The sequence below is a fragment of the Nonomuraea sp. NPDC050680 genome (assembly GCF_040654555.1).
In the GTDB taxonomy this organism is placed as follows: Bacteria; Actinomycetota; Actinomycetes; order Streptosporangiales; family Streptosporangiaceae; genus Nonomuraea.
Map to the genome: position 1 here is coordinate 670,756 of NZ_JBFAIF010000004.1, position 23,297 is coordinate 694,052.

The 23,297-nt window shown below is 69.9% G+C and carries 22 protein-coding genes; 10 read left to right on the forward strand and 12 right to left on the reverse strand.

What is annotated here, in order from left to right; translation table 11 throughout:
- The first annotated feature begins 52 nt into the window (after positions 1-52).
- Positions 53-1,660: a ricin-type beta-trefoil lectin domain protein gene (locus AB0H88_RS18710; protein WP_357645943.1), complete on the forward strand. Its 1,608-nt coding sequence runs from the start codon at positions 53-55 to the stop codon at positions 1,658-1,660.
- A gap of 3 nt (positions 1,661-1,663) precedes the next feature.
- Here AB0H88_RS18710 and AB0H88_RS18715 read toward each other — a convergent pair whose 3' ends face one another.
- The 6 genes from AB0H88_RS18715 to AB0H88_RS18740 all read right to left on the reverse strand — a co-directional run bounded on the left by AB0H88_RS18715 (position 1,664) and on the right by AB0H88_RS18740 (position 10,352).
- Positions 1,664-2,536 (reverse strand): carbohydrate ABC transporter permease, encoded by an 873-nt coding sequence (locus AB0H88_RS18715; protein WP_357645944.1) that lies wholly within the window; start codon positions 2,534-2,536, stop codon positions 1,664-1,666.
- A gap of 118 nt (positions 2,537-2,654) precedes the next feature.
- Positions 2,655-3,533: a sugar ABC transporter permease gene (locus AB0H88_RS18720; protein WP_357645945.1), complete on the reverse strand. Its 879-nt coding sequence runs from the start codon at positions 3,531-3,533 to the stop codon at positions 2,655-2,657.
- A gap of 4 nt (positions 3,534-3,537) precedes the next feature.
- Positions 3,538-4,860 (reverse strand): extracellular solute-binding protein, encoded by a 1,323-nt coding sequence (locus AB0H88_RS18725; protein WP_357645946.1) that lies wholly within the window; start codon positions 4,858-4,860, stop codon positions 3,538-3,540.
- Between the two features lie 28 nt (positions 4,861-4,888).
- Positions 4,889-6,985, reverse strand: coding sequence for a glycoside hydrolase family 36 protein (locus AB0H88_RS18730; protein WP_357645948.1), 2,097 nt, complete (start codon positions 6,983-6,985; stop codon positions 4,889-4,891).
- 40 nt (positions 6,986-7,025) lie between these two features.
- The gene (locus AB0H88_RS18735) at positions 7,026-9,191 is read right to left on the reverse strand and encodes a CBM35 domain-containing protein (RefSeq protein ID WP_357645950.1); all 2,166 of its coding nucleotides are present in this window, start codon (positions 9,189-9,191) and stop codon (positions 7,026-7,028) included.
- A 111-nt stretch (positions 9,192-9,302) separates the two neighbouring features.
- Positions 9,303-10,352, reverse strand: coding sequence for a LacI family DNA-binding transcriptional regulator (locus tag AB0H88_RS18740; protein ID WP_357645951.1), 1,050 nt, complete (start codon positions 10,350-10,352; stop codon positions 9,303-9,305).
- A gap of 224 nt (positions 10,353-10,576) precedes the next feature.
- Between AB0H88_RS18740 and AB0H88_RS18745 the strand changes: the two genes are divergently transcribed.
- The 3 genes from AB0H88_RS18745 to AB0H88_RS18755 all read left to right on the forward strand — a co-directional run bounded on the left by AB0H88_RS18745 (position 10,577) and on the right by AB0H88_RS18755 (position 11,911).
- Positions 10,577-10,888 (forward strand): STAS domain-containing protein, encoded by a 312-nt coding sequence (locus AB0H88_RS18745; protein WP_357645953.1) that lies wholly within the window; start codon positions 10,577-10,579, stop codon positions 10,886-10,888.
- Positions 10,889-11,003: 115 nt separating this feature from the next.
- On the forward strand, positions 11,004-11,420 hold the full coding sequence (locus AB0H88_RS18750) for an ATP-binding protein (RefSeq protein ID WP_357645955.1): 417 nt from the start codon (positions 11,004-11,006) through the stop codon (positions 11,418-11,420).
- 227 nt (positions 11,421-11,647) lie between these two features.
- Positions 11,648-11,911 carry a hypothetical protein gene (locus AB0H88_RS18755; protein ID WP_357645957.1) on the forward strand — a complete coding sequence of 88 codons (264 nt, stop codon included), beginning with the start codon at positions 11,648-11,650 and terminating at the stop codon, positions 11,909-11,911.
- Positions 11,912-12,106: 195 nt separating this feature from the next.
- Here AB0H88_RS18755 and AB0H88_RS18760 read toward each other — a convergent pair whose 3' ends face one another.
- Positions 12,107-12,463 carry a hypothetical protein gene (locus AB0H88_RS18760; RefSeq protein WP_357645959.1) on the reverse strand — a complete coding sequence of 119 codons (357 nt, stop codon included), beginning with the start codon at positions 12,461-12,463 and terminating at the stop codon, positions 12,107-12,109.
- A gap of 204 nt (positions 12,464-12,667) precedes the next feature.
- The gene (locus AB0H88_RS18765; RefSeq protein WP_357645962.1) at positions 12,668-13,030 is read right to left on the reverse strand and encodes a helix-turn-helix transcriptional regulator; all 363 of its coding nucleotides are present in this window, start codon (positions 13,028-13,030) and stop codon (positions 12,668-12,670) included.
- 113 nt (positions 13,031-13,143) lie between these two features.
- Here AB0H88_RS18765 and AB0H88_RS18770 point away from each other — a divergent pair, with 113 nt between their 5' ends.
- The 3 genes from AB0H88_RS18770 to AB0H88_RS18780 all read left to right on the forward strand — a co-directional run bounded on the left by AB0H88_RS18770 (position 13,144) and on the right by AB0H88_RS18780 (position 14,910).
- The gene (locus AB0H88_RS18770; RefSeq protein ID WP_357645964.1) at positions 13,144-13,779 is read left to right on the forward strand and encodes a ParB N-terminal domain-containing protein; all 636 of its coding nucleotides are present in this window, start codon (positions 13,144-13,146) and stop codon (positions 13,777-13,779) included.
- A 33-nt stretch (positions 13,780-13,812) separates the two neighbouring features.
- Positions 13,813-14,409, forward strand: a complete 597-nt coding sequence (locus AB0H88_RS18775; RefSeq protein WP_357645966.1) for an AAA family ATPase — start codon at positions 13,813-13,815, stop codon at positions 14,407-14,409.
- Positions 14,410-14,499: 90 nt separating this feature from the next.
- Complete coding sequence (locus AB0H88_RS18780) at positions 14,500-14,910, forward strand: GNAT family N-acetyltransferase (RefSeq protein WP_357646400.1); 411 nt, start codon at positions 14,500-14,502, stop codon at positions 14,908-14,910.
- A 786-nt stretch (positions 14,911-15,696) separates the two neighbouring features.
- Here the strand turns inward: AB0H88_RS18780 and AB0H88_RS18785 are convergent.
- Positions 15,697-16,029 carry a GNAT family N-acetyltransferase gene (locus tag AB0H88_RS18785; protein ID WP_357646402.1) on the reverse strand — a complete coding sequence of 111 codons (333 nt, stop codon included), beginning with the start codon at positions 16,027-16,029 and terminating at the stop codon, positions 15,697-15,699.
- Here AB0H88_RS18785 and AB0H88_RS18790 point away from each other — a divergent pair.
- The 3 genes from AB0H88_RS18790 (at position 15,952) to AB0H88_RS18800 (ending at position 17,894) form a co-directional block, all read left to right on the forward strand.
- A complete protein-coding gene (locus AB0H88_RS18790) occupies positions 15,952-16,278 on the forward strand; it encodes a hypothetical protein (RefSeq protein WP_357646420.1) in 327 nt (108 codons plus the stop codon). The genes AB0H88_RS18785 and AB0H88_RS18790 overlap by 78 nt on opposite strands.
- Positions 16,279-16,311: 33 nt before the next feature.
- The gene (locus AB0H88_RS18795; protein WP_357645968.1) at positions 16,312-16,500 is read left to right on the forward strand and encodes a hypothetical protein; all 189 of its coding nucleotides are present in this window, start codon (positions 16,312-16,314) and stop codon (positions 16,498-16,500) included.
- 137 nt (positions 16,501-16,637) lie between these two features.
- Positions 16,638-17,894 (forward strand): hypothetical protein, encoded by a 1,257-nt coding sequence (locus AB0H88_RS18800; protein WP_357645970.1) that lies wholly within the window; start codon positions 16,638-16,640, stop codon positions 17,892-17,894.
- Between the two features lie 31 nt (positions 17,895-17,925).
- Here the strand turns inward: AB0H88_RS18800 and AB0H88_RS18805 are convergent, their stop codons facing one another.
- From AB0H88_RS18805 to AB0H88_RS18815, 3 genes are read right to left on the reverse strand one after another with little or no spacing between them, the layout of a single operon-like run.
- On the reverse strand, positions 17,926-19,935 hold the full coding sequence (locus AB0H88_RS18805) for a hypothetical protein (RefSeq protein WP_357645972.1): 2,010 nt from the start codon (positions 19,933-19,935) through the stop codon (positions 17,926-17,928).
- Positions 19,932-21,053 carry a VWA domain-containing protein gene (locus tag AB0H88_RS18810; RefSeq protein ID WP_357645974.1) on the reverse strand — a complete coding sequence of 374 codons (1,122 nt, stop codon included), beginning with the start codon at positions 21,051-21,053 and terminating at the stop codon, positions 19,932-19,934. The genes AB0H88_RS18805 and AB0H88_RS18810 overlap by 4 nt, the downstream gene beginning before the upstream one ends.
- Entirely contained in the window at positions 21,050-23,296 is a 2,247-nt protein-coding gene (locus AB0H88_RS18815; protein ID WP_357645975.1) for a DUF5682 family protein, read from the reverse strand. Before AB0H88_RS18815 ends, AB0H88_RS18810 begins: the two co-directional genes overlap by 4 nt.
- Position 23,297 lies beyond the last annotated feature (1 nt).

A 23,297-nucleotide genomic window follows, 5' to 3' on the forward strand; every position in this document is an offset into this window, starting at 1 on the left:
AGGAGAAACCGTGCGCATCGCACCACCCCCCAGGCGCCCATTACCACTGGTGATGGCGCTCACCCTGATCGCCGGGCTGCTCGTCGCGCTGGCCGGTCCCGCCGCGGCCGCCCCGGCCGGACAGGTGCTCTACTCCCCCAACCTGACCACCTATCCCCAGGGTGACGCCAGCTACCCGAGGGCCGTCCGGCTCGACTACGACGGCTCACCGAACGAGACGATGCTGGCCACGTTCGCCCGTAACAACCACAACGCGCCCAACGCCTTCCCGATCTACCGCAGCACCGACGGCGGCCGCACCTGGACCGCCAACCCCATCTCCACGATCACCTCGCACACCTCCGGCTGGGACCTGGGCGCGCCGGTCCTGTACGAGGTGCCGCGCACCGCGAACGGCCTGAACCAGGGCGACCTGCTGGCGGCGGGCACGGCCTGGCACGTCGGCGACTTCACCGCGCAGAAGGTCGAGGTGTTCAAGAGCACCGACCACGGCCTCACCTGGACGTGGCTGTCCAACTGCACGCAGAGCAGCGGCCAGCCCAACACGGTCGGGCACGGCATCTGGGAGCCGTGGTTCCTGCTCGCCCCGAACAACACCCTGGCCTGCTTCATCTCCGACGAGCGGCCCGCGAACACCCCGACCAACAACCAGATCATCGGCCACTACACCTCCACCAACGGCGGCCAGACCTGGAGCGCCACGCTCACCCAGGACGTGGCCTTCCCCGCCGACAATCTGGCCAGGCCCGGCATGTCCATCCTCACGCCGCTGCCGAACGGTACGTTCCTCATGGCGTACGAGCTGTGCCGCGACGCCACCGACCCGGACCATGCCTGCGAGGTCTACACCAAGACCAGCCCCGACGGCCTCAACTGGAGCGCGGCCGGGACCATCGTCCGTACCTCCGACAGCCGGGAACTGCTGCACACCCCCTATGTCGCCTGGCTGCCCGGCGGCGGGGCCAACGGCACGCTGCTGATGTCCGGCCAGCGCGTGGTCGCCGGTCCCACCGGCAACAAGACCGTGAACGGCGAGTCGGGCCTGGTCCTGTTCGCCAACACCAACCTGGGCACCGGCGCGTGGACCGAGATCGAGGCCCCGGTGAGCGTCAACCCCACCGGCGGCTACGCCCCCGGGGCTCCGGCCTGCCCCGGCTACAGCTCGCCGATCGTGCCCTCCGCCGACGGCACGAGCTTCCTCTACCTGGCCGGCACCCAGCTCACCGGCAACCAGTGCCAGGTCCGCTACGGCATCGGCACACTGGGCGGCCCGGTCGGCCAGATCACCGGCCCGGCCACGGCCGGCAAGTGCGTGGACGTCGACACCAACACCAACGCCAACCGCAACGCCGTCCAGCTCTGGGACTGCGGCACCGCCACCGGCCAGCGCTGGTCCATGCACCCGAACGGCACGATCCGGGCGTTCGGCAAGTGCCTCGACATCGACGCCAACGCCACCGCGAACTTCAGCAAGGTCCAGCTGTGGGAGTGCAACACCGCGGGCGGCCAGCAGTGGCGCAAGCAGGCCAACGGCTCGCTGCTCAACCCGCAGTCGGGCCGCTGCCTCGACAGCCCGCAGGGCGCCACGGCCAACGGCACCCGCCTGCAGATCTACGACTGCAACGGACTCGACCCGCAGAAGTGGACCGTCCCCCAGTAGCCCCTACTTCACCGCTCCCCCGGTGATCCCGGAGATGATCCTGCGCTGCGCCACGGCGAAGACGACCAGCAGCGGCAGGCTCATCAGGATGATGTAGGCGAAGATCAAGTGCCAGTTGTTGAGGTAGAGCCCGGCGTTGGCCACCTGGAACAGGTTCAGGGGCAACGTGTCCATCCGTCCGCCGATGACGAAGAACGCGTAGAAGACGTCGTTCCACACGTACAGGCAGATGAGGATCGTGGCGGTGGCCAGCACCGGGCGCAACATCGGCAGGATGACCGAGACGAAGACCCGCACGGGGCCCGCGCCGTCCATGCGCGCGGCCTCCTCGATCGACAGCGGCACCGTACGGACGAAGCCGGTGACGAAGAAGACGACGGTCGACAGGTAGATGCCGACGTAGACGCCGATCATGCCGGTGAGGGTCCCGGCCAGGCCGAGCTGGCGCAGCAGCAGCACGATCGTCACCACGGCGGGCGGCAGCACGATGCCGCTGATGGCCAGCGCGTACAGGACGGCGTTGAGCCGGGTGGCCCGGCGGGCCAGGACCCAGGCCGCCATGGAGCCGAACGTCAGCACCAGGGCGACGGCCGGGACCACGATCAGTACGCTGCCGAGGAAGGCGGCCGGAATGTCGCCCTGGGTCCACACCTGCGCGAGGTTGTCCCAGAGGAGCCAGCGCGACGGGGGCGAAAGGTCCGGCGAGAGCGCCTCGGACTGTGACTTGGCCGCCGTCGAGACGATCAGCCACAGCGGCACGCCCATCACGGTGGCGACGAGCGCGACGACGGCGAATGGACGCAACCGCGCCGCGAGGCCGCTCGCACGGGGCGGCCGGACCCGGCGGCCGCGGACGCCGTACGCGGGGATGGTCATGGGCGAACACTCCCGCCCGCGCGAACCAGACGGACACTCCCGCCCGCGCGAACCAGACGGACACTCCCGCCCGCGCGAACCAGACGGACACTCCCGCCCGCGCGCACCTCAAGAACGGTCACAGGATCTCCTCCCGCTTGCGCAGGGTCCGGATGACGGGGAAGGCCAGCAGCCCGACCAGCAGGAACAGCACCAGGCTCATGGTCGTGGCCTGCGCGAACAGGCCCTGGCCGAAGGTGCGGTAGATGAAGATGTTGAGGATCTCGGTGCTGCGCGCCGGCCCGCCCCCGGTGGTGGCCTGGACGATGTCGAAGCCGTTCATCGAGCCGAGCAGCGCGGTGGCGACGTTGAAGGTCACCGCCGGTGCCAGGAGCGGGAAGCGGATCGACCAGAACGCCTGCCACGGCGAGGCGCCGTCCATCCTGGCGGCCTCGGTGACGTCCTCCGGTACGGTCTTCAGCCCGGCCAGGTAGATGAGCATGGACAGGCCCATCCACTTCCAGGCGTGGATGACCGAGACCACGACCAGCGTCCAGGTGGTGTCGCCGAGCCAGGCGACGCTCACCGGGTGACCGAACAGGCCGCCGAGCAGGCCGTTCAGGCTGCCGTCGGGTTTCAGCAGCGCCTGGAAGACGTAGCCGACCGCCAAGGCGGACATCAGCACCGGGATGAGGAAGAACAGCCGGGCGATCCGGTTCAGCCAGGTGTCGCGCTCCAGCAGCACGGCCAGGCCGAACCCGAACAGGTTCTGGAACAGCGCCACCAGAACGGCGTAGCACACCGTGATGCGCAGCGCGCTGAACAGCGTGCCGTCCGACAGCAGGTCGGTGAGGTTGTCCAGCCCCACGGGGCGGATCTCGCTCTTGAAGCTGGACCAGTCGGTGAAGGCGTAGATGAAGTTGAACAGGGTCGGCAGGAAGAAGAAGACGAACAGGATCGCGAAGGCCGGGATCAGGAACCACATCGGATGCGTGCGGCGCACGCTGGTAACGGTCATGTGGTCAGAACCCGGACGCGCCGGCCGCCTTCGCGAGCTGGGCGAACTGCTTCTGGGTCGCGGCGGCCACCTGCTCGGGCGTCAGGCTGCCAGTGATCATGTCGGCCAGGTTGAGGTACAGGTCGGGGTTGGCCACCGCCAGCGCCTGCATCGAGCCGACCGCGTCGCCGAGCGACTTGTGCACGTCGAGCAGCGCCTGCGGCACGCCCGCCGGGCTCGGCACGTCGGCGCGCAGCGAGACGGTCTTCCGATCGGCGACGAAGCCCTGGTAGCCGGGGCCCATCCAGTACGACAGCAGCTGGCGGGCCGCCGCCTCGCGCTTGGCGTCGCCGGTCCTGAAGGCCACCAGCGCGTTGCTCTGGTCGGGGATGAAGGTGCCCACGTTGCCGGACGGCGAGACGGGGAAGAAGCCGATCTTCTTGTCCAGGGTCGCGGTGTCGGCCTTGGCCTGGAGCTGGCCGAAGAACGAGTTCACCTGGACGGCCATCGCCGCCTTGCCCGACAGCAGCGCCGCGCCCTGGTCCTCGAACTTCGCCGTCTTGATGTCGGAGTTGAACAGGCCCTCACCGATCAGCGCCTTGTACTTCTTGATCGCGTCCAGGATGGTCTTGTCGGAGAAGGTCTCCTTGCCGGAGTTGACCCGGTCCCACAGGCCGTCGCGGGCGGCGTCGGCGAGCTGCACCTGTACCCACCACTGGGTGGCCCACTTGTCGCCGGCCATCTCGAAGAACGGGGTGACGCCCTTGGCCTTGAGCTTGCGGGCCGTCTCCACCATCTCGTCGAAGTTCTTGGGCGTCGCGGTGACGCCGTTGGCGGCGAAGACCTCCTTGTTGTAGTAGACGCCCTCGACGGCCGGGCTGGTGACGAGGGCGGCGTAGCGGGTCTTGTCCAGCAGGCCGGTGATGTCGCGCAGTTCGGGCGTCATCGAGGCGATCCAGGGGGCGCCGTCCAGCGGCTGGAGGTTGGTCCTGGCGTTCAGGGCGGTGAGCATGGACGCGGTCGGCTGCCAGAAGGCCAGGTCGGGCTTGTCGCCGGTGGCCACCTTGGTCTGCACGCCCTGTTCGTACGGGTCGGGGATGGTGACGACGTCCACCTTGGCGCCGGTGGCCTTGGTGAACGCGTCGATGACCGGCTTGGGCATGGTGTTGCTGTTCTGGGCGGCCCAGATGGTGAGCGTGGTGCCGTCGAGCCGGCCGGTGGGCGCGGCCCAGGCGGCGGGCTGCCCGCTGCCGGCCGGGGTGGCGGCGGGTCCGGAGGCCGGGTCGCTGCACGCGGCGAGGGTCAGGAGCGCGGTGGCGGCCGCGGCCGTGATCGCGGTGAGTTTCACGGGGTGCTTCCTTTTGGTCCGTGGGGGGTCAGAGGGTGCGGAGCTTCAGGATTCGGGCGGTCGGTCCGGTAACGGTGCTGGTCACGGACAGCTCGGCGGTCTGCGGGTCCCACGAGTGGCCCCATCCTGCCGCATCGCCCGGGTAGACGGTCTCGACCTGGACGGCGCGCCCGGCCAGGTGGGGCAGCGACAGGACCGAGGTCTCGGTGGCGCCGGGGCGGCGCCACAGCCCGAGATGGGTGCTGTCCCCGGCGCGCAGGCCGAGGGCGAGCCAGTGGTCGGCCCAGCCGGGCAGGCCGAGCGGCCAGCACGGGAGCGCGCGCACCAGGTCGGCGCGCAGGTCGCGGTGCACGCGTACGCCCGCCCGCACCAGGTCGAGCTGAGCGGCGCTCATGGCGGGCAGGTTGCCCGACAGGTAGAGCCGCCCCAGCACGCCGGTGCACATGGTGAAGACGAGCTCCTCGTCGGTCATCTCCGGTTGCGGGTAGGCCCAGTTGGCGGCCTGTTCCGGCAGCATGGACAGCGGCGCGGCCACGGCTATCGGCGGGTAGCGCAGGAAGTCCTGCTGGTCGCTGGTCGACTGCAGGTTCAGCCGGGACAGCAGCGCGTAGTCCATGCGCATCGCGCCCGACGCGCAGTTCTCCAGGACGAGCGCGGGGTGCCGGTCCAGGATCCCGTCCAGCCAGTCGAGGTGGGCCCGGTTGCAGGCCAGCAGTCCGGCGCCGGCGCTGTCGGCGTCCAGGTCGGTGCCGGCGCCCGGGTTGATGTTGTAGTCGAGCTTGAAGTAGCCGACGCCGAGCTCCTCCACCAGCCGGTCCACCACCTGGTCCAGGTGCCCGGTGGCCGCGGGATGGCGCAGGTCCAGGTGGTAGCGGCCGTGCTCGGCCACGCGCCGGCCGCCACGCTGCAGGAACGCCTCGGGGGGCAGCTTGTCGGCCATCGGGCTGCGTACGCCGATCACCTCGGGCTCCAGCCACAGTCCCGGTGTCATCCCCCGGGCCCTGATGTGGCCGAGTACCTCCTGGATGCCGCCGGGGAAGCGGGTCCGGGACGGCTCCCACGCGCCGACGCTGTCCCACCAGGCGCCGTCGTCGTCGTACCAGCCCGCGTCGACGCAGAAGATCTCCGCCCCGGCCGCGGCGGCGGCGTCCACCAGTGGCAATAGCTTGGCCGTCGTCGGGTCGCCCATCAGGGTGTTCATGTAGTCGTTGAACACGACGGGCAGCGCCGACCTGTCGGGGTGCGGGCGCAGCAGCGCGCGGCGGTGCGCGGTGAGCGCGGCCGCCGCGCCTTCGAGCCCGTCCTCCGAAACCGCGACCGAGACCGGCACCGTCGTGAAGGACTCCCCCGCCGCCAGGGTCTGGCTCCACTGATGGTCGGCGTCGGTGGGGCCGGTGGCCACCACGTACACGCCGTCCAGCCGCTCACCGGTCTCCCACCCCCAGGCGCCGTTGTGCTCGATCTGCCACAGCCAGGTCTGGCCGGTGCGCCGGTCGGCCAGGCCGCCCATCGGCACGTACCGTCCGCTGGACCAGGTGCCGGTGCTGCTCAGCGCGTACCGGCCGCGCCCGTGCTGGCCGTGCGCGGCCAGGTTGAGGTCGGCGATGTGGTCGCCGAGCGGCCGCCTGCTCCACCTGCTCTCGCCCAGCCACTCGCTGTCGGCGGACAGGACGTCCACCTCGCTCACCGGGCGGCCGAGGAACCCGCCGGCGAAGGAGGACACGGCGAGCAGGAGCACCGGGTCCGTGCCCTGGTTCGTCACCCGTACCTGGGCCTGGCAGGCGGCCACGCCGTCGAAGGAGCGCAGCGTCAGCTCGGCGGCCAGCCCGGACACCTCGTCGCGCAGCGCGACGCGCAGCGTGTGCCAGTCGCCGTCGCGGCTCTGCTCGGCGCCCGTGTAACGCAACCGGCAGCCGACCGCCGTCTCCGACAGCCGCTGCGAGGCCTTGGCCCGGCCCTCGCCGGGGATCAGCACCTCGACCAGCGGCTGCGACAGACGGGACGGCTCGCCGCCGGGCGGTCCCAGCCTCTGGAGGGCCACCGGCCGGTCCGGGTGGATCTCCACCACCGCCGCCAGGGCGCCATGTCCCCAGCGCAGGGTCTCGACCACGTCGGCAGGCTTCACGTAACTCTCCTTCGGTTGTGCGGTGGTTGTGAGACAGGCGTCAGCCGAGAGCGGCCGCGACCTGGATCCGGTCGACGTCGGGGCCGTACGCGGCGGCATTGCCGAACTCGATCGTGTTGGCGCCGGCCCTGAGGTCGGCGGTCATCACGGTGGTGCGGAAGTTCGACCAGCCCAGCGTGTTGCGGAAGTAGACCCGGGTGGCCGTGCCGCCGTTGACGCGGATGTCGGCGTAGCGGTCCACGATGTTGGTGTTGTAGTTGGACGCGCCCTCGCCCAGTTCGCCGTTCGCGTAGGTGATCACCACGCGGTAGCGGCCGGCGGCCGGGGCGTTGACGCCGGTGAAGCGCAGGATGTTGGCGGCGCCCTTGCCGATGTAGCCGACGTAGGAGCCGCCGGACGCGGCGCCGTTGGCGCCGACCGCGGCCGTGCCGCCGAGGACGTTGGCGCCGCTCTCGGCCTCGTAGGCGGTGACGGTGCCGGTGGTGGCGGTCACGTCCAGGTAGTCGAGGTTGACGGCGTCGCGATCGTCGGTGGTGAAGGCGTGTACGCCGACCCGGTTGACGCCGGCCTGGAGGAACACCTTGGTCGTCACCGTGTTCCAGGTGTTCCAGTCGGCGGTTCCCGGCAGGGTGAGGTCGGTCAGCGCGGTGCCGTTGAGCACCAGGCGGGCGGCCCGGTCCTGCGGCGCGCCGGTGTACGGGCCGGCCGAGTAACGCAGGCCCAGGTTGTAGTAGCCGTCATTGGGCGCGCTCACCACGAACGTGGTCGCGGCCGTGTCGCTGCCGCCGTAACCCTCGGAGAAGGAGGTGCCGGAGTAGCCGGTGTTGGGGCCGTAGGTGACGCGGGCGCTGCCGCCGAGCGCCGCGTACTCGGCCTGGTAGCGGGTGGCCGGGCCCGCGGGCGTCAGGTCGGTGTTCGGGGTGACGATGACCTGGTACGCGGCGGCGCCGTTCAGTCCGGTGAGCGGGACGGTGATCTGGCCGCCCGAGACGGTGTAGTCGCCCTCGTGGACCAGGGCCGGGCCTGGGGAGGCGTTGAGGCCGGTGCTGTTCACCCCCCACACCGTCACGTGGACCGAGCCGCCGAGGTAGGGGGCCGAGGCGATGCCCTTGACCACGACGTCGGCGGCGTAGGTGTCGCTGACGTTGAGCGAGCCGCCGAAGATCACCCGGGCCTGCTTCCTGGCCGGGTCCAGGGCGGCCAGCCCCTGCAGGGAGCCGTTTTTGGTGGGCGGGGTGACGGTGACCGTGTGGCCGGTCAGCTCGCCGTACCACTTGTAGAGCCACCACCCGCCGGTGGCCTGGTTGTTCCTGGTCACCAGGTCGTTGAGCGCTCCGGCCGTGGTCCAGTAGGCCAGGCAGGCGTCCACCTTGCTGTTCTCGAACCGGGTCACGTACTGGACCAGGTTGCCGGGCACGCCGAGGTCGCCGGAGTAGCGGGCGTACTCGTTGATCGCGATGGGCCGGGGGCTGATGCCGAGGCTCGTCTCGATGGCCCGGTAGTCGGCGTGGTGGTCGTACCAGCTGGTGAAGAAGTCGTTGCCGAGCTCGTGCCAGGTGAAGACGTCGGGCAGCACGTTGTTGGCCTTGGCGTAGGTGAGGAAGGCGCGGTGGTCGGCCGAGCGGTAGGAGGCGAAGTTGGGGCCCGCGATCCGGGCGCCGGGGTCGATCGAGCGGATCTTCTGGTAGACGCGCTTCCAGGCGTCCAGCAGGCCGTTGAGGTTGCCCTGGTACCAGATCTGGTCGGGCTCGTTGAAGGGCACGTACACGTACGAGGTCCGGTACGGGTCCGCGACGATCTTGCGGGTCATCGTGTCGACCTTGGCCAGGTAGTCGTCGATGCCGAGGTTCTCGTACGGCCATTGGCGGTAGACGTCCTGCATGTAGACCTGGATGTCACGGCCGCCGGTGCGCTTGAACATGGGCGCGATCTGGAGGGCGTCGCCGTTGGGATGCTGGAGGCCGTCGGGCGCCTTCTGCGCGATGACCTGGGGTTTGAGGGCCGCCAGCATGGTGTCGGTGGGGATTCCGTCGTTTCCCAGGCCGTACAGGAAGCCGGTCGCGCCGTACTTCAGCGGGCCGGTGTCCGAGGCGAGGTCGACGACGAGGGCAGGGGACGCGGCCTGCGCGGGGGCGGCGGCGCACAGCAGGGCCGAGACGAGTGCGGAGACGATGGTCGTGACACCCAGGAGCCGGAACGAAGTCAACGGGAGTACCTCCTGCCGGAAGAGGAACGGCCATGTGACCGGTCACATGGAGTGTGAGCGGTCACACGCCAGGAACGGAAGGGCCCTTTGCCGGATTGTTACGTGCCGATTTCAGCCGTGGCGCGGAGGGGCGGTCGACTCGCGCACGATGAGGCGGGGTGGGGTCAGCTCGGTCTCCGGCCGCGGCTGGCCGGTCAGTTCGGCCACCGCCGCCAGGAAGCACGCGCGTCCCAGCCCGACGAAGTCCATCCGCACGGTGGTCAGCGCGGGGATCCAGAAGGCCGAGCCGGGAATGTCGTCGAACCCGACGATGCTCACCTCACCGGGCACGTCCTTGCCCGCGTCGTAGAGGGCGCGGCGCACCCCCTGGGCGATGTCGTCGTTGCCGCACAGCACCGCCGTGACGTCCGGATCACCGGCCAGCCGCTGCCCGGCCAGGTAGGCGGCCTGGATGTCCCAGCCGGAGGCGACCACCTCGGGGATCTCGGCGCCCGCCCGCGACAGCGCGTCGCGCCAGCCGGCCTGCCTGCCGCTGGAGCGCCCTTCGGACGGGATCGCCACGTGGTGCACGGTTCGGTGGCCCAGGGCCAGCAGGTGCTCGGTGGCGTCGGCGGCGGCACCTCGCTCGTCCAGCGCGATCGTGACCCTGCCCGTGTCGGGCGCCACCGGCTCGGTCGCCGCGATCGCCGGTATGTCCGCCGGCAGCGCCTCCAGCACCGCCGTGCCCGCCGGGTCGAACGCGATGACGACCAGGCCGCCCGCGCTCGGGTCGCTCACGTAGTCGACGGTCTGCTTGATCTCGGCGGGTGAGTCGGACTCCACGACCCTGACCCCCACGGCCAGGCCCTCGGTCCGCGCGGCCTCCTCGATGCCCTGCAACGTGGAGGCGTAGCCGTACAGCATGGTGTTGGAGGTCACCACGGTGATGCCGGGAGCGCGCCCCAGGCCGAGCGCCCGCGCGGCCCGGTTGGGGCGGAACCCCAGCGTCTCGATGGCCGCGCGCACCGCGGCCCGGGTGTCGGGGCGCACCCGCGGCGAGTCGTTGAGCACGCGCGAGACGGTCTGGTAGGAGACGCCCGCCGCGGCCGCGACGTCGCGAATGCTGGGCACGGCCCCTCTGCGGGCGCCGGAGCGCGGCTCGCGCCGAGGGCTCGGACTCACGATCACATCGTAAGGCGCGCCGGACCGCGGCTCCGCCCCGGCTCACCTGCCCGCCGGGAGCCGTAGTCGGGTGGCGTGGCAATCGGGCGGGTGATAGATACCCCTATGTACCGGACAATGATGGGTGCGGGCAGCCGGCTGGCGGTTCGGAGCGCATCATGGGGGCAAACTCGCCGTGCTCGGCATCGGTATCGGCATCGGCATCGGCGGAGGAAGGAACGCGCATGGAGGTGGTGTCGGTAGGCACCGTGACCGACGGCACGCTGGAAGTGGTGCTGCGCGGCGACATCGACTTCACGAACGCGGCCTGGGTGCGGGGCACGGTCTCCGCCGCCGTTCTCGAGCAGCGTCCTTCCGTGGTGTGGATCGAGATGAGCGACGTGTCCTTCATCGACTCCTCCGGGATCGGCGTGCTCGTGGACGCGATGAAGGCGTCCGCCGAGGTCGAGGCGGCCTTCAGCGTGCGGCATCCCACGTCCCGGGTGTTCGACCAGCTGCGCATCACGGGACTGCTGTCCGCGTTCGGTCTGGCCTGAGGAGGGCCGGCCTGAGGAGGTCCGGCCTCAGCCGGGCTGACCTCAGCCGGGCTGGCCTGAGGCGGGCTGGGCGCCACCGTACCCTCCACGCCGCGGCCCCGTCCGGAGCGCGCCGATGAGCGAGCCCGGCGAAACCCTGGAAACGCGGTACGACTTCGACTTCGGCACGCTCGTCCTGCTGCGCCGGTTGGTGGAGCGGTACGCCGCGCGGCACGGTCTCACCGGGCCGGACCTGTACCGGTTCGTAGTGGCGGTCAACGAGATCACCACCAACGCGGTGCGCCATGGCGGCGAGCGCGGGCGGCTCAGCCTGTGGCGGGCCGGCGGCCGGCTCTACTGCCGGGTCACCGACAACGGCCCTGGGCTGGCGCGGCCGGACTCGCAGGGCCACCACGCCATGCCCGCCGACAGCAGCAGCGGCCGAGGCCTTTGGCTGGCCCGGCAGTGGGTCAGCGAGCTGACCATCGAGAGCGACGCCAACGGCACCAGCGTCACCTTGGAGGCCGCCACGCCGCAGCCGGACCACCTCTGAGCAAGATCATTTAATGATGTGAAAATTCTTCGATACGTTCATAAATAATCCGCGTCGGTCTCACGCTGCCACTGGGGAAGTTCCTCCCGGCCGGCCACATAAGACGGCTTTGGCGTTTCCATGTGCTCGGTGATGTCACCCGCGCCAAAGACGCCTTTGACGCCCCGAGAACGAATCGACTGGGCCTTCACTCTTCATCAACTGATCCTGCGTAACTTCACGGGAACATGACCATCGCGACTATCGTCGGCTCCCCCCTCGGCACCTTCGTCGGGCAGCAGGCCAACTGGCGGGCGCTGTACGTCGTGGTCGCGCTGATCGGCCTGACTGCCGATGCCGCCATTCGTCTGAGGGCGGGGAGATGCGGCGTTGAGCGGGGACATCGCCAAGCTGCTGGAGAAGATCGACGCGCGGGCAGTGTGGTGCTGGAGGCGATGCGGGCCGAGAACCGCGACGGCCTCGCCCACGCCCTGCGGGTGATCTCGGCCTGATCCCGCTGACGGTCGCCGAGATCAAGCACCTGTTCAACACCACCACCACCCGCTCATCGTCGCTGGAACACGCCGCGCATTGGTCAGCCTGGAGACGCCGCCATCAAGCCCGCGCCCGCTGGTTCCGTCACCGAGCCCGCCTGACCACCGCATATATCCAGGTCAGCTAACAAATGGCGGCTGCCGTACTAGGGGTTAGGCGTTTGGGGACGGTCGGACGTAGAACTTCTCCCACGCCCCGGCGGTAGCCGCGCGCGCCCGGAGCATGCCGTAACCGCTACCCTCGTAGGCATACTCGGCACTCACGTATTTGTTGTTCTTGGAAGACTTGATGGCGCAGAGGCTTCCGGTGCACTCGAAACGGAACTTCTCCCAGTCTCCGACGCCGGTCGAGCGTGCCCGGAGCATGCCGTAGTCGGCGCCTGAGTAGTCGAGCTCGGCGCTCACATACTTTTTTGTCGTCAACGCAGCGATGGTGTAGTTCGTATTGTCGAGGTTGCAGAGCTTAAAAGTCTCCCGGCTTCCTAGCAACGCCGGCGTAGCGGTAAGCATGCCCTCCTTGCATCCCACTTCGCTGTTTCTTGCGCTCCAGGCACGGCTCATTTCCTGGGATACGATGCCTACCCACTCACATTGGTGCGGCATCCGGGTAGCGGACTCGGGCGGACCATCGAACGAGCTTCTTGGCTAGCCATGGTGCTATCTCTGTTCCCTCGGCGACGAGTACGCCGATGACCAGCATCACGATCTCAGTCGTCATCGGCCGCCAGCCAGCGCACAGAACTGAACGACTCGGGTGAATCCGAAGGCGGGGCGCGGCTTCGCCGCTGAGGGACGACGCTCCGCGATGAGAGCTCGCGCGGCGCGGATGCCTTCCCCAGTGAGCCGGTAGAACCGGCGTCGTGGGCCGGGCCGGTCGGGGCCGAGTTCTTCCCACTCGCCCGTGATCATGCCTGCGACTTCGATCCGGTCGAGCACCTTGTACACGGTGGGCCCTGCGCGGTGGGCCGCCTTCATGATCGCCCAGCCGTGGATTTGCTCGTTGTCCTCGTACGCGCGCACGAGGGCTTCGAGTACGTCCAGCGTAGGTTGCATGATTCTTTCGAGCCCCCAAGTCATATCCCCCTTCTGGCTGCCATACCCCTATCGCTCGGTCGTGGCTGGCCGCTTCTGTCTCCGCCGCCTCGCCCGGCCATCCGACTCCCATCCGCCACCCACGAGTTGGAGGTGCCGTGCCTGCCATCGTGTCCCAGACCTACGGCATGGTCTCGGTCAGCGACCTTGAACCGCATCCCGAGATTCCCCACCAGGGCGACGTGGACGTGATCGCCAGGTCGATCGAGAAAAACGGCTTCTACGGCACCGTCCTGGTTCAGAAGTCCCGAATGCGGATCATCGCCGGTGAGCATCGCTGGCGCGGCGCGAAGTCCAAGGGCTTGGGTCAGGTGCCTGCCCTGGTCCTGGACGTGGACGACGCTGCCGCGCTTCGCATCCTCCTCGCGGACAACCGCACCGCAGAGATCGGCGGGTACGACGACCAGGCCCTTGCCGAGCTGCTGCACAGTCTGGGTGACCTCGACGGCACCGGTTGGACGGAGCAGGACTTCGACGACCTGGCCGAAGCGATCGCCTCCGACAACGTGGTAGCACTTACCTCTGAGGGCTCCCCCGCTCCCGGCGGTGGCCGCGCTGACCAGGCGGGCACCGACGCGCGCGCTGAGGAGGAGCTGCCCGAACCGGGCAACGCCGAATCCCACACGCGGCCCGTCGTCTGGGGCGTCGTGGTCACCTGCGACAGCGAAGCGCAGCAGGTGCAGCTTCTCGACCAGCTTGCCGGTCAGGGTTGGAACGTGCGCGCCCTGATGTAACCCCGCCGCCCGCTACCCTTGAGAGGTCGTGCTGTGCGAGCCGAGATCACCGTGTCGGCACCGGTCCACAAGACCGCCCGAGTGCTGCAGCTCCAGGGGCTGTTCGACGTGCTCGTGGAGGAGCGGCTGAGCAACTCCTGGGCCATGGACCTGCCGATCGAGGACCGGCCGTGGAGCGCCGGAATGGTCGTCGGCCCATCGGGGGCTGGCAAGACGACCATCGCGCGGCACCTGTGGCCCGACCACATCGCCAGCCCGCACACCTGGTCCGATGACCGGTCGCTGGTGGACGACTTCCCGGCCGACATGTCCATCAAGGACATCGTGGCCCTGCTCGGCGCGGTCGGCCTCTCCTCCCCGCCAGCGTGGCTGCGGCCATACCGCACCCTGTCCAACGGGGAGGCGTTCCGCGCGTCGATCGCGCGGGCCCTGGCCCAGTCCGGCGACCTGGTCGTCATCGACGAGTTCACGTCGGTCGTGGACCGCCAGGTCGCGCGAGTCGCCAGCCACACCATCCAGAAGACCGTACGACGCAGCGGCCGCCAGTTCGTCGCGGTGACCTGCCATTACGACATGCTGGAGTGGCTGCAGCCGGATTGGGTGCTGGACGTCTCGACGGGCTCGTTCTAGTGGAGGTCGGTTCAACCCCGGCCAGCGCTCCAGCTCGAAATCCGGCCGGTCGATGGGCAACTCTGGTCCGTCTTCGCACGTCATCACTATCTGAGTACGGAGCTCCACCGCTCCAGCAAGAAGTTCGCCGCGTTCATCGACGGCGAGCCGGTCGCGTTCCTGGCCTACCGCCACTTCCAGCACCCCGCCACGCGCAACCTCAAAATGGAGCACCCGTTGGTGGTATTGCCCGACTATCAGGGGCTCGGCATCGGGAGCCGCTTCTCGGAGTGGATGGGGCAGCGGCTGTACGAGGACGGGTTCCGCTACCGGTCGGTGTCCAGCCACCCGGCGCTGATCGCCTACCGGAGCGCGTCGCCGCGGTGGCGGATGATCCAGGGCCAGAAGAAGCTCGGCACCCGCTCCAAGCACGCATGGATGCACGCGCAGACGCTCCGACCCGCGCCGTCTCGGCACCGTGTCGTTCGAGTATGTGGCGCCGCGCCCCTAGCACCCCAGTGATACGTCGCGGCCTCGGGAGTTGAGGCGGCATCGTAGAGACGGCCACCACATGATCATCCGGAGTTGCGAAACAGCCGAGATCGCGTGATGGCCGTGCCACCGCCTTGAGCCTTACGACGCCCGCTGGCTAACCTTTGCCAGGGTGATCATGCCTGCTATCAGGCCCAGTAGGCGCTGCCTAGGCTAGCTACCGTTCATCCGCTCAGAGGGGACCGCACTCGCTAGCGGTATAGACCCCTCGGCCCTTGGGAGCCCCGGTGCCTGCGTATCGCTGCGACTTGGTGGTTGAGCCGGAGATTGTGAAGGGCCCCTTGTCGGGCCAATTGTTGATGTCCACGCAGTAGGTCTTCGACGTGGAGCAGCTATTCTTCACCTTCACGTAGCGGCTTTGTTTTTCGGAATACCACTCCACGACGGACAGGCCGCATGCCGCTGCAGCGTTCGTGCCGGATGCAACCCCAGCCGACGCGAGGGCGGGAGTTATTCCGCCCATGAGCAGACTCGCTGTGAGGAGTCCACCTGCCAAGGTGAAGGTTCTAGGCCTTCGCATGTTATTTCTCCCTTGTCGGGGCGCCCAGCCGCCACGCTTATGGTGGCCGGGAATGGATCTTGTGCCACAGCTTAGGGATCAGCGGTATGTGCGCGGTATGTCGCTGGCATTCGAGGTGGGCCACCATTTCCCCTGCTACTGGTGATGCAGGGGGTCTGCCGGCCAGGCACCTAGAAGATCGTTCATGACGGAGTCGAGTTCACCGGCGCGGCCAGCGTCAAAGTGATCCGATACCGCTACCGGGGGCACGGAGTTCCAACCCCCTGGACCCCGACACCGGCAGCCGCCCAAAGCGGCTGACCACGGCAACGACACGTGGAGCGCCCAGTGCGTGGAGACGCGCACGCCGGGTGCGGCGGGCAGGCCGGGGAAACCCGACGCAGCAACTCGATCAGGATAGCTCGGCCGTACCCCTGGCGACGGAAGTCAGGAGCAACCGCGTAGCCGATCTCTACCATGCCCACCTCATCGGGCGGTCCGTGAAACCCGGCATGACCGACGACGACACCTTCAGGCCCCGTCACCGCCTGCCGCGCTATCCACGGTGCGTGGCGGGGATCGGCGGCCATCTGGTCGATCCGAATCCGCCACAGCCACCGTGCTCTATCTGTCACGAAGTACTCAGTCAGCGCGACCCCGGCCGCGTTGCTGGCTGCGGGCAGATCCCCATCCAGCAGAGCGGACAGCGCAGTGCTCGACAACTCGACGAAGCGCACGTGCTTCGAACTGGTGGGGAACGACGTCTGGCGATCGGCTTCATCTGTCACGGTGCGGACGATCGCAGGATGCCCGACAGACGTCCAACGATTTTCGAGTGACCAGCATCCACCTCCACGACGAGCACCGACCCGTTGAGAGATCATGTCGGGACGTTGACCACCAGCCAGTTGGTCAGCCTGTCGGCGTCGGCGACGCCGCACACCGATAGTCCAGGTGCTCCTGGGCGCCAGCACGCCGGACCCGCCGAGGGGTTCGGTCTGGCCGCGGAGGTCCCGGCCTCGCAGTATCAGCTTGAGCCCGGCGACCGGCTGCCGCTCTAACGACCGCCAAGCTACCGACGAAGGGGGATCTACAGGACGTCCTCCTCCCAGTCGGGCTTATCGGGGTTACGCAGCGGCCGGACGCCGGCTGAACCGAGGTCGGGCGGGGCGAAGGAGTAGGTGCCAATCACGTTGATGTGCTGGCGGACGAACGGCGACAGCCGGGCAAGCCGCACAGGGTCCTGGCCAAGGCACTGCTTCCCCTGCTGCGCACCGGACGAACCGAGGACGCTCGCAGCGCCTTCCTCAGGGGATACTCGCTGGTCCGCCACAATGTCAGCCTGCGCGAGTCGGTCGGCCACCACATCGAGTTCTGCGCCCTGACCGGCAACGAGGCGCGTGGCCTGGAGATCCTGAACGAGCACGCGTCCTGGCTCATGAAGCAGCACGAGGACGTCTCGCAGCGGGTCGGCTTCGTGAGCGGTGCCGTCGTACTGCTCCGCCGCCTGGCCATGCTGGGCCACGGTGGCATCCGGATCGGCGAGCTGACCCTTGAGACGACTCTCGCCAGGTTGGAACAGGAGATCAGCGAGCTGTGCGCCCGCTATGACGCGCGCAACGGCAGCAGCGTCTTCAGCGAGCGCGTCGCCAAGCGCCTCGCCCAGGAGCCGTTGGCGGATCGGCTGCCGCTCGGCGTCCCGGTGACGCTGCCCCAGCCGGCCGGTCGTGCCGTACCGGTCCCGCCGAAGGGCACCGATTCGAGGCTCGACGACCTGGTCGCAGAAGCGCGGCGCCTGTCAGAGACTCGTCATCCCCACGCCGACAGAGCGTGGGAACGAGTCGCGGCCAGTGAGCTGCCGCTGCCCGAGATCGTTGTCGCGGAGGTCGAGTACGCCAAAGCACTATCCCTGCTGGACTCGGACCCCGGCGCGGCCTACGACGCGCTGCTGGCTGTCGTCGAGAGCTTCGACCGGCTCGCCGACACTGCCAAAGTTCTGAAGGCCCGCCCCGCCGCGGCCCTGGCGCGCTTCCAGACCAGGGGTCAGACCGAAGGCGAGGCCTTGGCGGAAAGCGTCACGGCACAGGCGGAAAGCGCGTACGCGGCCGGAAAGCTGACCTCGCGCGAATACCTGACCGTGCGAAGAGCCGGTCCCCTCATGGCAATGGCGGCGCTGGGGCAGCAGGAGAACCCGGCCGAGGTCGAGCTCAAGGCCACTCATGCGCTGCTGGAGGCCGAACTCGCCGTGGCGGTGGAACTCGCAGTGACCGAGCGCATGGCCATGTATCACGATGCCATGGCCTCGGGAGTGCCGAGCTCAGTCATGCGGGCTTTGTGGTTCGTACCCGAGACCTGTTGGAAGCGGACGGGGCGGCCCAGGACCTCGGACATGATCTGCGCCATGTCCTCGAAGGAGAGCCAGCGCGCCCTTGGTGCCCTGCGGACCACTGCGTAGTGCCAGGCGTTGGCGGAGGGGCCGGATTCGGTCAGGTCAGATCCAGGGCCACCTCCAGGCGCAGGTAGGCGTCGATCCAGGTCTGCTCTACCGCCTCGCCCGAGTCCTGGGATCGCGCCGCCGCGAACGCCGTGACAGCCTGGGCGATGCGGTGGAGCCCGAGCGTGGTCAGCCGTCGCGCGGCGGTGTCGAGGCGGGCGTCGTAGGTGGGCGGCAGGTGGGACAGGCCGTGGTGGGCCGCTTCTGCGAGCAGCCCGCGGGTGTCGATCAGTACGGCGGTCAGCGGGTCGTGCTGGTCGTCCTCGGCGACCGCGAGCGGGCCGCTGCCTCCGGCGGGTTGCAGGTCGGGTACGACGACACCGCCGCCGGCGGCCAGGCCGATGGGGTCAATGACGACACCGCCCGCGGTACGGCTGGCCACTCCGCTGACGAAACGCAGCTCGCCTTCCTCCCCGGCGAGTACGGCGGCCAGCGAGTCGAGGCGGCCGGTGGCGGCACCGGTGTGGGTGGCGGTGACGGTGGCGGTGTTGCCTGCCTGGTCGGCGATGAGGGCGTCGAGGCGCTGGTCGCCGGCGGCGTAGGTCATGGCCACCACCTGGGAGACGGCGACGACGCGTACCAGCTCCGCTTCGACGCGCGGGCGGATGGGCCGGAGCGTGAGGGCGTCGAGTTCGCGGCCGAGCGCGGCGAGGTCGGTCACCAGCAGGGACGGCGAGAGCTCACCCCAGTCGCCACGCGACGGGCTGACCGTCGTCTTGGAGATCCGCCCTGTGGCCAACCGCACGGTACGGCTGGCGCTGCGGACGGCGGATTCCGTGACGAGGTTGCCTGTGGCCAGGGCGGCCAGCGTGGAGCCGGCGATGCGTCGCCGTGCCAGCGCGGCGCCGTCGTCGTCGCCGTCCCATTCGCGGCGGAGTACCAGGACCATCGCGCTGTCGCTGTGGGCGAGGTAGATCTCGGCGATCCGCCGGTCGCCGAGGCTGCGGATCCGGCAGCCCAGGCTCTCCAACCGGGCCCGGCGCAACGGGGTCTCGGCGGCCTCGGCAGTGCCGAGCACGCTGCTGCGGAGGGTGGCGTCGGGGCGGGTTACGGCCCGGTGCCGGGCGTGGAGTTCGGCGAGGTGGCTCGCGAGCAGCTCGGGACGGTAGTAGGCGCTGCGGTCGCGGTAAGCGGTCAGCTGCTCCGCGAGGTCGCCGACGGTCAGCAGCGGCCAGCGCGATCCGGCGGCGTCCAGATGGCGCTGTACGTCGGCGATCGTGGCTTCGAATCCCCGACCGAGGTGCGCCGCACCTTCGCGCAGGACCGTGCCGGCCAGCCCCAGGGCCTGCTCCAGCCCGGATCCGGTACCAGTTCCGGCTTCGCCGCCGACGTCGACCCGCACCTCCTGAACCCCGGGATGCAGCTCGTCGGCTACCCGGAACGCCCACACGGCGAGGGCGATGACGTCGTCGCGGCTACCCGCGACGGCGTCGGTGTGGACGAAGCCGAGGTCGCCGGAGATCAGGAAACGCACGGTCGCGGTGGCGAGCTCGACCTGCGGCGCGGGATCGGTGGCGGTGGCGCGGCGCACGCGGGCGGTGTATCCGATCCGTTCGGTACGACGGGCGGCGGTCATCAGGCGGGCGCCGATCCTGGCGGTCAGCTCGTCGTCGCTCACCTGCCCCGGCGACCAGACGGGGGGTTCGGGGTCACGGCCCTCAACCTGCGAATGTTCGCCGGTCTCGACGGGCGGGCCATCGGCGGTCGCAGCGGGCAGGCGATCGGTGATCTCAGCGGCGGGTCCGGCGTGCCGGCGCTGATAGGCGAGCACCACTCCGACGACATGCCGGCAGACCTCGGTAGCGCCGCACGTGCAGCGGGCCGCGTCGAGCCCGCCGGGTGGCAGGCTCGCGGTCGGTCCGCCTGCGAAGTCGCCGTGCACGGTCCCGTCGGCGTCGGTACGCAGGTCCGGCGCGGCTTCCTTGCCCGCCCGCTTGACCAGGCCGCGGTTGGTGAGCGCGGCTAGGGCGTCTGTGGTGAGCCCGAGCAGATCCGTTCTCATCGGCCCACGTGCTCCGCGACGAAGGACGCCAGCTCGCCGGGGGTCATCGCGCCCACGTACGCCCCGGCGTCGGCCAGGCGTTGCGCGAGTTCCCGGTCGTAGGCGGGGTTGGCCTGCTCATCGAGGGCGGCGAGGCCGAGGACCTTGCTGCCCTGCTCGACCAGGTTACGCACGATGCGTACCAGCCGGTGGGGATCACCGCCCTCGTAGAAGTCGGAGATCAGCACGACGATGGCACGCCGCGGCTGGTCCACGAGTCCGGCGCCATACGCCGCCGCGCGGGCGATGTCGGTGCCGCCGCCGAGCTGAACCTTCATGAGCAGTTCCACGGGATCGTCCACGTCGGAGGTCAGGTCCACCACTTCGGTGTCGAAGGCCACCAGGTGGGTGCGTACGCCGGGCAGGCCCCACAGGCAGGCCGCGGTGACCGCCGAGTGGATCACCGAGTCGGTCATCGAGCCGGACTGGTCGACGAGCAGGATCACCTGCCACTGTTCGAGGTGGCGGCGGGTGCGGGAGAAGAACAGAGGGGTCTCGATCACGACCTTGCCGGTGTCGGGCTGGTAGCGGCCGAGGTTGGCGCGCAGGGTCCTGACCATGTCGAAGTTGCGAGCCAGCCGCATCCGGCCCGGCCGCCGTACTTTGGTGCCCGAGAAGGCGCTGCGCACCTCGGTGGCGAGCTTTTCCATGAGCTGCCGTACGACCTGCTCCACGACGCGCCTGGCCAGCCGCAACACCTGCGGGTTCATCAGGTGCTTGGTGTGCAGGACCGCCTTGAGCAGCGCGGGGTTGGGCTCGATGCGCGCGAGCACGTCGGGGTCGGTGACGAGTTCGTGGATCTCGTAGCGTTCGACGGCGTCGCGTTGCAGGCGTTCGATGGTCTCCTTGGGGAACAGGCGGGTGATGTCATCGAGCCAGTCGAAGGTGGTCAGGGTCGACGGGCCGCTCCCGGCCTGCCGCCGTACGCCGCGCCTGCGCAGGTCCTCGTCGCGGCCGTACAGCCAGTCCATGGCGGCATCGCGGCCGGCGGCCTCCTCGTCGAGCTGCCCGCCGCCGAGGCAGGCGCCGCCGGCCTCGCCGAGCAGCAGGCGCCACCGTACGATGGTGGGGTCGGTCATGGCGTGATCAGTCCCTCCCGGCGCAGTGCCGCATCGACTTGTTCGTCCAGTGCCATACCTGCGGCCACCAGTTCCGGCGCCGCCTCCAGCCGCATCAGGTCCCACGCGGACGCACCCGCGCCGGAGCGCAGTTCGACCAGGCGGGTGGCGATGAGGTGCCGCTCGCGGGGCGGGAAGTAGCCGAACGCGTGGCGCAGCGCCGGCAGGGCCACCAGGAAGTCGTGGTCGCTCATCGCCGAGACCAGCTCGTCGAGCAGCTCAAGCATGCCGCCGGTGTGCAGGACCTCCTCTCGGGCGAGCGCGAACAGCCCGGCCAGCCAGTCGCCGGCCGACGCGGGGACGAACGCGCCGCGTACCGCCCGTGCGGGGTCCGCGGCGGCGGTGCCGCGCAGTGACCAGCTCAGTCCGAGCGACGCTCCGCGCAGGTCGGGCGGCGCGTCCTGGCAGGCGGCGATGCGGTCGGCGACGCCCAGCGCCGCGTCCACGTCCAGGCCGAGCGGCGGGCCGGCGTGTCTGAGCGCGTCGCGTACGGCGGCCATGGCGTCGATGCGCTGCGGATCGGCGGGTACGGGCCCGCCGAGCACGCCTTCGGCCAACCACAACGCCCTGAGGGTGGCGGCTCGTACCACGGTGCCCAAGGTGGTGCTGCCTCTGGTGGCGAACAGGTCGTCGTGGCGCCACATCGCCAGGGTAACGGTGAGGGTGCGGCCCAGCGAGCCCAGGTCGGCCGCCGCGACGATCGCCCGCGCGAGGTCGTCGAGCACTTGCCCCGCCAGCTCGCCGATGCCGCACAGCGCGGCGTCGAACAGCACGTCGGCCAGCTGATCCAGGTCGGTGTCCCTGATCCGCTCGGCGAGTACGGAGGCCGCCGCCTCCTGCGGGTCCACGCCGTTCCCGCCTGCCTCGATCAGGGCGGGCAGGCGGTCGTCGGTCTCGGTCAGTGTCCACTGTTCGACCAGCTCGGTGCCGCCTGCGGGGCGGGGTCCCGAAGTGCGGACCACGCCCGGGATGCCCAGTACGCGCAGCCTGTGCAGGAAACGGCTGCGCTCGCGGTCGGCTTGCCCGCCGAGGTGGAGCCGTTCGTCGCCGGGGCCGCCCAACTCGGCGAGCACCGCGTGGACCAGCGGCGGCAGCGGGGTCGAGCGGTGCAGGCGGCCTGCCCGGTCACCGCTGAGCGCCGCGATCATCTCCACGATGACCGGATGGTGGCCCGCCTGGAGGGGTCCGCGGGACGCCCAGGGCAGCGGGGTCTCGATCGCTTCGCCGACCAGCGCAGTGACCAGGCCGTCGAGCACGTCGACCCGGGCCGGATGCGGGTGGCCGCGCATCAGCGCGATCCCGTCGGCGGTGGCGCGCGCGGCGATCAGGTCGGCGGTGGACACCGGCTGGCGCTGGGCGCGCAGCCTGGCCGTCACCGCCTCGGTGAGCCTGCGGGCGGCTCCGTCGGGGCCGTACTCCCACAGGTCCTGGTAGTAGCCGGGCGACGGCATACCCGATTGGTAACCGTCGAAGGCGTCCAGCCGGCGGAACGAGTACGGCACCAGGTAGCTGCCGACCGCCGCCCCCTCGGGCGGCTGCGGCACCTCCGGCCAGCTCCGCTCCCCCTGCTCGGCCAGTCGGACCAGCGCGGGACGGTGGAAGCCGCCCGTGACCACGACCACCGGCCGCTCGCCCGCGTCGCCGGCGGCCGCCCGGACCCACTGCGCCATGTACGCCTCGCGGGCCGTGTCGTCAGGACCGGTCTCGGTGTCGCCGCGTACGAGGTCGAAGTAGGTGGCCAGCCGTTCGGCCAGTCCGTCGGCTGGTTCGATCTCGAACAGGTGGTCCCACAACGCGTCCACGTTGTCCACGGCGAAGGCGCGGCAGAGCCGTCCGGTCACCTCGTTGTAGCGGGCCTCGGCGTCGGCGTAACGGTTGCTGAGGTCCGCCAGCGCGGGATGCCAGGCGGGCAGGTCGATGAAGCGCAGCTCGGCGCCGGCCTCGCGGCCCGCGGTCAGCGCCGCCCACTCCGGGGAGTAGTCGCACAGCGGTGTCCATGAACCGTGGCGCCGCTCATGGTCGCGGTAGCTGGTGTAGACGGCGATCGGCAGCTCGTGGCCGAGCAGGAGCTCGTCCATCCTGTGGTTCATGTCCGCGGGGCCTTCGACCAGCACGTACGCGGGGCGTACGGAATGGATGGTGTCGGCGACCAGTCGGGCGCAGGCGGGACTGTGGTGCCGCACGCCGAGGAAGATGACCGCCATC